The organism is Natronococcus sp., from assembly GCF_047921035.1.
GTDB lineage: Archaea > Halobacteriota > Halobacteria > Halobacteriales > Natrialbaceae > Natronococcus.
This window is the reverse complement of the sequence record NZ_JBLRWX010000162.1, coordinates 1-4,813: the sequence shown is the minus strand read 5'-3', so window position 1 is coordinate 4,813 and position 4,813 is coordinate 1. Positions and strand designations below refer to the sequence as shown.

The following is a 4,813-nucleotide window of genomic DNA, read 5'->3' as shown; positions in this document are numbered from 1 at the left end:
AAATTACTCGAGAGCACCTCCTACTAGAAGTGAAACCGCTTGGTCGTGCACCACCACCGCTGGTGGCGTTGTAAGGGAGTTTCGCCCGGGGGTTCGCAGGTCGTGTGTTCGGCTACGCCTCTCGTACCCCTGCTCACCGAGTCTGCGGTGCCAGTGTATTCGTCGCCGACCGGATCTGTTTCTAGTTCTCTTGGCGAATCATCCTTTAAAAATAGCTTATAAATCTTCTCCACCTAATCTATATTTGAATTACTCAGATACAGATGATATTATGGGTTTTGTAAATTGAGTAGTCCCTCGACGGGGCCGAGTGAGACACTATGTCTGACACACCACGCCGGACGTTCATGAAACGGACAGGAGTCGCCGGGCTCACTGTGACGGCCGTCGCAAGTGGAGTGGCGACGGCCGATCGTGCCGACCCGCCGGGTCACAGTCGCAGGCGGGCACGGGGTCGGCTCGATTTCCTCGGGCACGAACTGGGCGAGAACACCCCCTTCTACTCGTTCGGGGACGTCAGCGACGACGGGATGTGGGGCGTGATCGGTGCCTGGCCCCGAAGTGGGAGCACCACCGTCGCCTCACTATATGACTTGGCGGACCTCGAGAACCCGGTCGAAGCCCACCAGCTCGAAAACCCGCAGCCAGGGTATCGAACGAACCACGTCCGGTTCGACGGCCCGCGCGATGGGCTGTACTACATCACCCACGAGAGCGACGGCCCGGACGAAGTCCTCGGCATGTCCGTCGTCGACTTCGACTGGGAGGAGGGCAGTCCCGACGATCCGTCGGTGCTGGCCACGGTGGATGCGCCAAACACGGGCGCCCACACGATCTCCGAACACCCGACGGAGCCGGTTATCTACATGGTCGACACGAACGGTGGGTCGCCAGGGGTCATCCCCGTCGACGTCAGCGACCCGCACACCCCCGAGCGGGCCGAGGTAGCCGGCCCGGTCGGCTACTGTCACGCACTGGAGGTCGATACGACGCGGGATGTCCTCCACTGTGCGTATATCGGCGGCGCGTTCGTCGGATACGTCATCCTCGATATCGGCGACGACCCGCTGGCGCCGACTGAGATCGGTCGCTTTGACTACGACGAGGCGCCTGATTACACCACAGTCGGCGAACCGGGCTTCGAGAGCTGTCATCAGGCCCACTTCGAGACCGAACGGGAGCTGGCAGTCGTCGGCGACGAGATCGGCAGCGGTGTTCCGGGTGGCAAGCACATGTTCGATATCGGCTGGGACGAGGGAAGCCTCGAGAACCCGGAGCCGATCGGCTTTACGACTTCGCCGGACGCTCGCGAGATGGCCCCCGGAGAAACCTACTACTGGACGACCCACTTCCACGACCTCCTTCGCGACCGGGGCGAGACGCTCCTGGTCGACGGTGGCTACCGGAACGGTGTCTGGGTCGCCAATATCACGGATCCCCGTAACCCCGAGCCCCTCGAGCGATACGCGACGGATCACGACCGGGACGAGGCACCGGCCCACCACGAGGAGGTCTGGGCGGCACCGCCGACGCCGCCGTTTGCGTGGAGCGCTCGCTACAACGAAGCGCGTGATTTCGTCTTTGCCAGCGACTCCATTACCGGCGCCTACACGTTCGACGTATCCGGGAAAGCCGCCCGTGGCAAGGACGAAGGCGGGCCCGGGTCCCACTACGACCTCGAGCGGATCCTCGAGGACGGCTGATCCCGTCCGGGATCTGCTGGGCGGAATTCCCCGAAGGGATGTGAGACTCGAGGGCCGACCGACGTGGCGAACGCTGGGTCGTACCAGAGCACGTGCCCACGCTCTCAGCACTTCACATGGACCCCGAGACCGGACTCGAACCCACATCTACGCGAACACTGGCATCCATTTCAACGCACTCGTCAGAGAGTCGGCGTTTGCACCGGGCCAGGTTCAGTATCACGTCCATCGATTGGTAGATAACGGTGAGATAGTCCGGAGCGAGTTTTACGGGCAGACCCACTACTACCCGCCAGAATCCGACGAGCAAGCACAGGCTGTACTGGCGCTGCTTCGGCGTGGAACCGCTCGAGAGATCGTCGTCCACCTGATCGCCCACGAGCGGAGCCGAGTACGGCTTCGGCTCGAGAACCCCGAACGGATGGCTGCGCTGCCCTCGATCGTCGAACCGACGACGGCTGAGCAGCTGGTCGATGGTCTTCGAGCACCCACCGCCTGCACCTCGGTCCGGTCGAGTAGCGAGCAGGCCTAGCGGTCGCCTGACTGTGCCGTGTAGACACCCGTTCAGCGAGTCTGCCGTGACGGCGTCGGACTCGCCACCGGATGGGTTCGCTCCATACTCTGGGTCTCCGCTTCGGCAATCCACTCTCTGTTTGAGGACTACTAATAAATCTTTCTTCTTATATCTATATTTGAATTAGCTATACACATATAATATTATCCGTCTCGTAAATCGATCGGTCTCGAGACGAGACCAGTGAGCCAACATGAGTGACACACCACGTCGAACGTTTATGAAACGGATCGGAATCGCCGGTCTGACGACTGCTGCGGTCGGCACTACACCGGTAGCTGGACGCAGTCCAAATTATACTACGCCGAACACGCCGGGCCAGGCGAACGCACGGACGCGCGGCCGTCTCGACCTGCTCGGACACACGCTCCCGGAGGGCGAGAAGCCCCGCTACACGTTCGGCACCACCAGCCCGGACGGGATGTGGGGCGGGGTAAGCAGCTTCCCCAGCAGCACCGGCTCGAGCGGGAGCGACAGCAACGTCGTCGCGACGCTGTACGATCTCTCGGATCTCGAGAACCCGACGGTCGCCCACGAGCTCGAGTGGCCCGTCGAGAACCACCGCTCGAACCACATGCGGTTCGACGGCACCCGCGACGGACTGTACTACGTCACCCACGAGATGGACGCCGGGGCTGCGGAACCGCTAGGTATGTCGGTGGTCGACTTCGGCTGGGGCGAGGGCTCCGCCGAGGAGCCGGAGGTGCTGGCCACAGTGGACGCGCCGAACACCGGTTCGCACACCAACGCCGAGCACCCCGAGGACACGGTCATCTACATGATCGACAAGGCCGCAAGCGCGCCGGGCGTCATCCCCGTCGACGTCGACGACCCGCACGAGCCGGTGCGCCACGACGCAGCCGGCCCCGACGGCTACTGCCACGCCGTCGAGGTCGACCCGATCCGAGACGTCCTCCACTGTGCGTACATCGGCGGCGACTTCGAGGGCTACGTCATTCTCGACATCGCCGACGATCCGCTGTCGCCGACCGAGATCGGCCGATTCGATTACGACGAGCAGCCCGACTACGGGCTCCTCGAGCCGGGCTTCGAGGACTGCCACCACGCCCACTACGACCCCGAGCGGGACATCGCGATCGTCGGCGACGAACTGTTCGGGGACGTGCCGGGTGCCAAACACGTCTTCGACATCGGCTGGGGCGAGGGCTCCCTCGAGAACCCACAGCCGATCAGTTCGTTTTTCTCGCCCGACGCCCGCGAGCAAGACGTCGGCATCTGGACGACCCACTTCCACGACATTCTGCAGGACGGCGACGAGACGCTGCTGGTCGACGGCGGCTACTCGCAGGGCTTTTGGGTCGCCAACATCACCGACCCCGAGAACCCCGTGGCGACCGAGCGCTTCGCGACCGACCTCGAGCTGGAGCAGGGTGATACGCGACACTCGCCGGGGACGGCCCCCTACAACTGGTCTGCGGTGTGGAACGACGAGCGGGAGTTCGCCTTCTCGAGCGACACCATCACCGGCGCGTACACGTTCTCGGTCGATGCCCGTCCAGCTCGTGGGAAAGACGGTGGCGGTCCAGGCTCGCACTACGATCTCGAGGCGATCCTCGAGCGGTACAGCTGAGCCGGCCACCCAGGGGAAACTGGTCGGGACGGGACCGATACTCCGAGCGCGGATGCCACTCGGGACGACCGTCCCGGACCCGGCCGGCGAGACTCGCCCGACACCTCGACACCGCTGCCCTCCCGACGTTCACGGGACGTCCTCCGGGTGTCCATCGACGACTCGCTACGACCGCCGAGGAGTACTACAGTACGCTCGAGGTGCGATCGGAAGCGTCGGAGACCGGCGTGCGGTGAGTGTGCAACCACGGAGCGGGCGGCGACGGGTGCTCCGCGAGCCAGTTTATTCGATACTACGAACTTATAGATAAATCTGCTGGCCAGTATCAAGTTAGGAAGAGGATATTCATTTTTTATGCGGGATTAGTCTCAATAAGAGACTGGTATGAACAGACGTACCACGTTGAAGACGGTCGGTAGCATCGTCGGGACAGGCGTTCTCGCACCAGGTATCGTGAGTGCGGACGAAACGTGGGCGCGCGAGGAAACGAAACGGTTCTTTACGCATCAGGAGGTCCAGGAGTTCCTCGAGGACGTCGGTCGACGGGCCCGAACCCGATACGAACTCGAGGAGATCGGCGAGAGCCTCGAGGGCCGCGCACTCTCCGTCGCTCGCGTCGGGGAGGGCGACACGGACGTCTTCTTCACGGCCGAACAGCACGGCAACGAGCCGACCGGCACCAACGCGATCCTCGCGGAGCTTCGGGAGCTCGCAACCTCCGGAACGCCGTTCGCTCGGCAGGTTCGCGAGGCACTGACGGTTCACATCCTGCCGATGCACAACCCGGACGGGGCGATGCGCAACCAGCGAACGAACGCCGACGGCGTCGATCCCAACCGGCAACACGACTACGAGGTCGGATCGAGCGACAACCCGTCGCCCGAAACGCAGGCGATGATCGATTACGTCGTTCCGCTGGAGCCGCTGAGGGTCGCCGACCTCCAC

The 4,813-nt window shown here is 63.4% G+C and carries 4 protein-coding genes; all 4 read left to right on the top strand.

Annotation, left to right across the window (positions count from 1 at the left end; genetic code table 11):
• Positions 1–347: 347 nt before the first annotated feature.
• Positions 348–1,703: an LVIVD repeat-containing protein gene (locus ACNA7R_RS19280; protein WP_416285137.1), complete on the top strand. Its 1,356-nt coding sequence runs from the start codon at positions 348–350 to the stop codon at positions 1,701–1,703.
• Positions 1,704–1,848: 145 nt separating this feature from the next.
• Positions 1,849–2,235 carry a hypothetical protein gene (locus ACNA7R_RS19275; protein ID WP_416285138.1) on the top strand — a complete coding sequence of 129 codons (387 nt, stop codon included), beginning with the start codon at positions 1,849–1,851 and terminating at the stop codon, positions 2,233–2,235.
• Between the two features lie 235 nt (positions 2,236–2,470).
• On the top strand, positions 2,471–3,868 hold the full coding sequence (locus ACNA7R_RS19270; protein ID WP_416285136.1) for an LVIVD repeat-containing protein: 1,398 nt from the start codon (positions 2,471–2,473) through the stop codon (positions 3,866–3,868).
• A gap of 384 nt (positions 3,869–4,252) precedes the next feature.
• Positions 4,253–4,813 (top strand): M14 family zinc carboxypeptidase (locus ACNA7R_RS19265; RefSeq protein ID WP_416285135.1); only part of this gene is annotated, 561 nt, incomplete at its 3' end.

What these genes read in the sequence shown, in the direction of transcription:
- ACNA7R_RS19280 (WP_416285137.1), top strand. Translation starts at nt 348, where the DNA reads ATGAAACGGACAGGAGTCGCCGGGCTCACTGTGACGGCCGTCGCAAGT.
- ACNA7R_RS19270 (WP_416285136.1), top strand. Translation starts at nt 2,471, where the DNA reads ATGAGTGACACACCACGTCGAACGTTTATGAAACGGATCGGAATCGCC.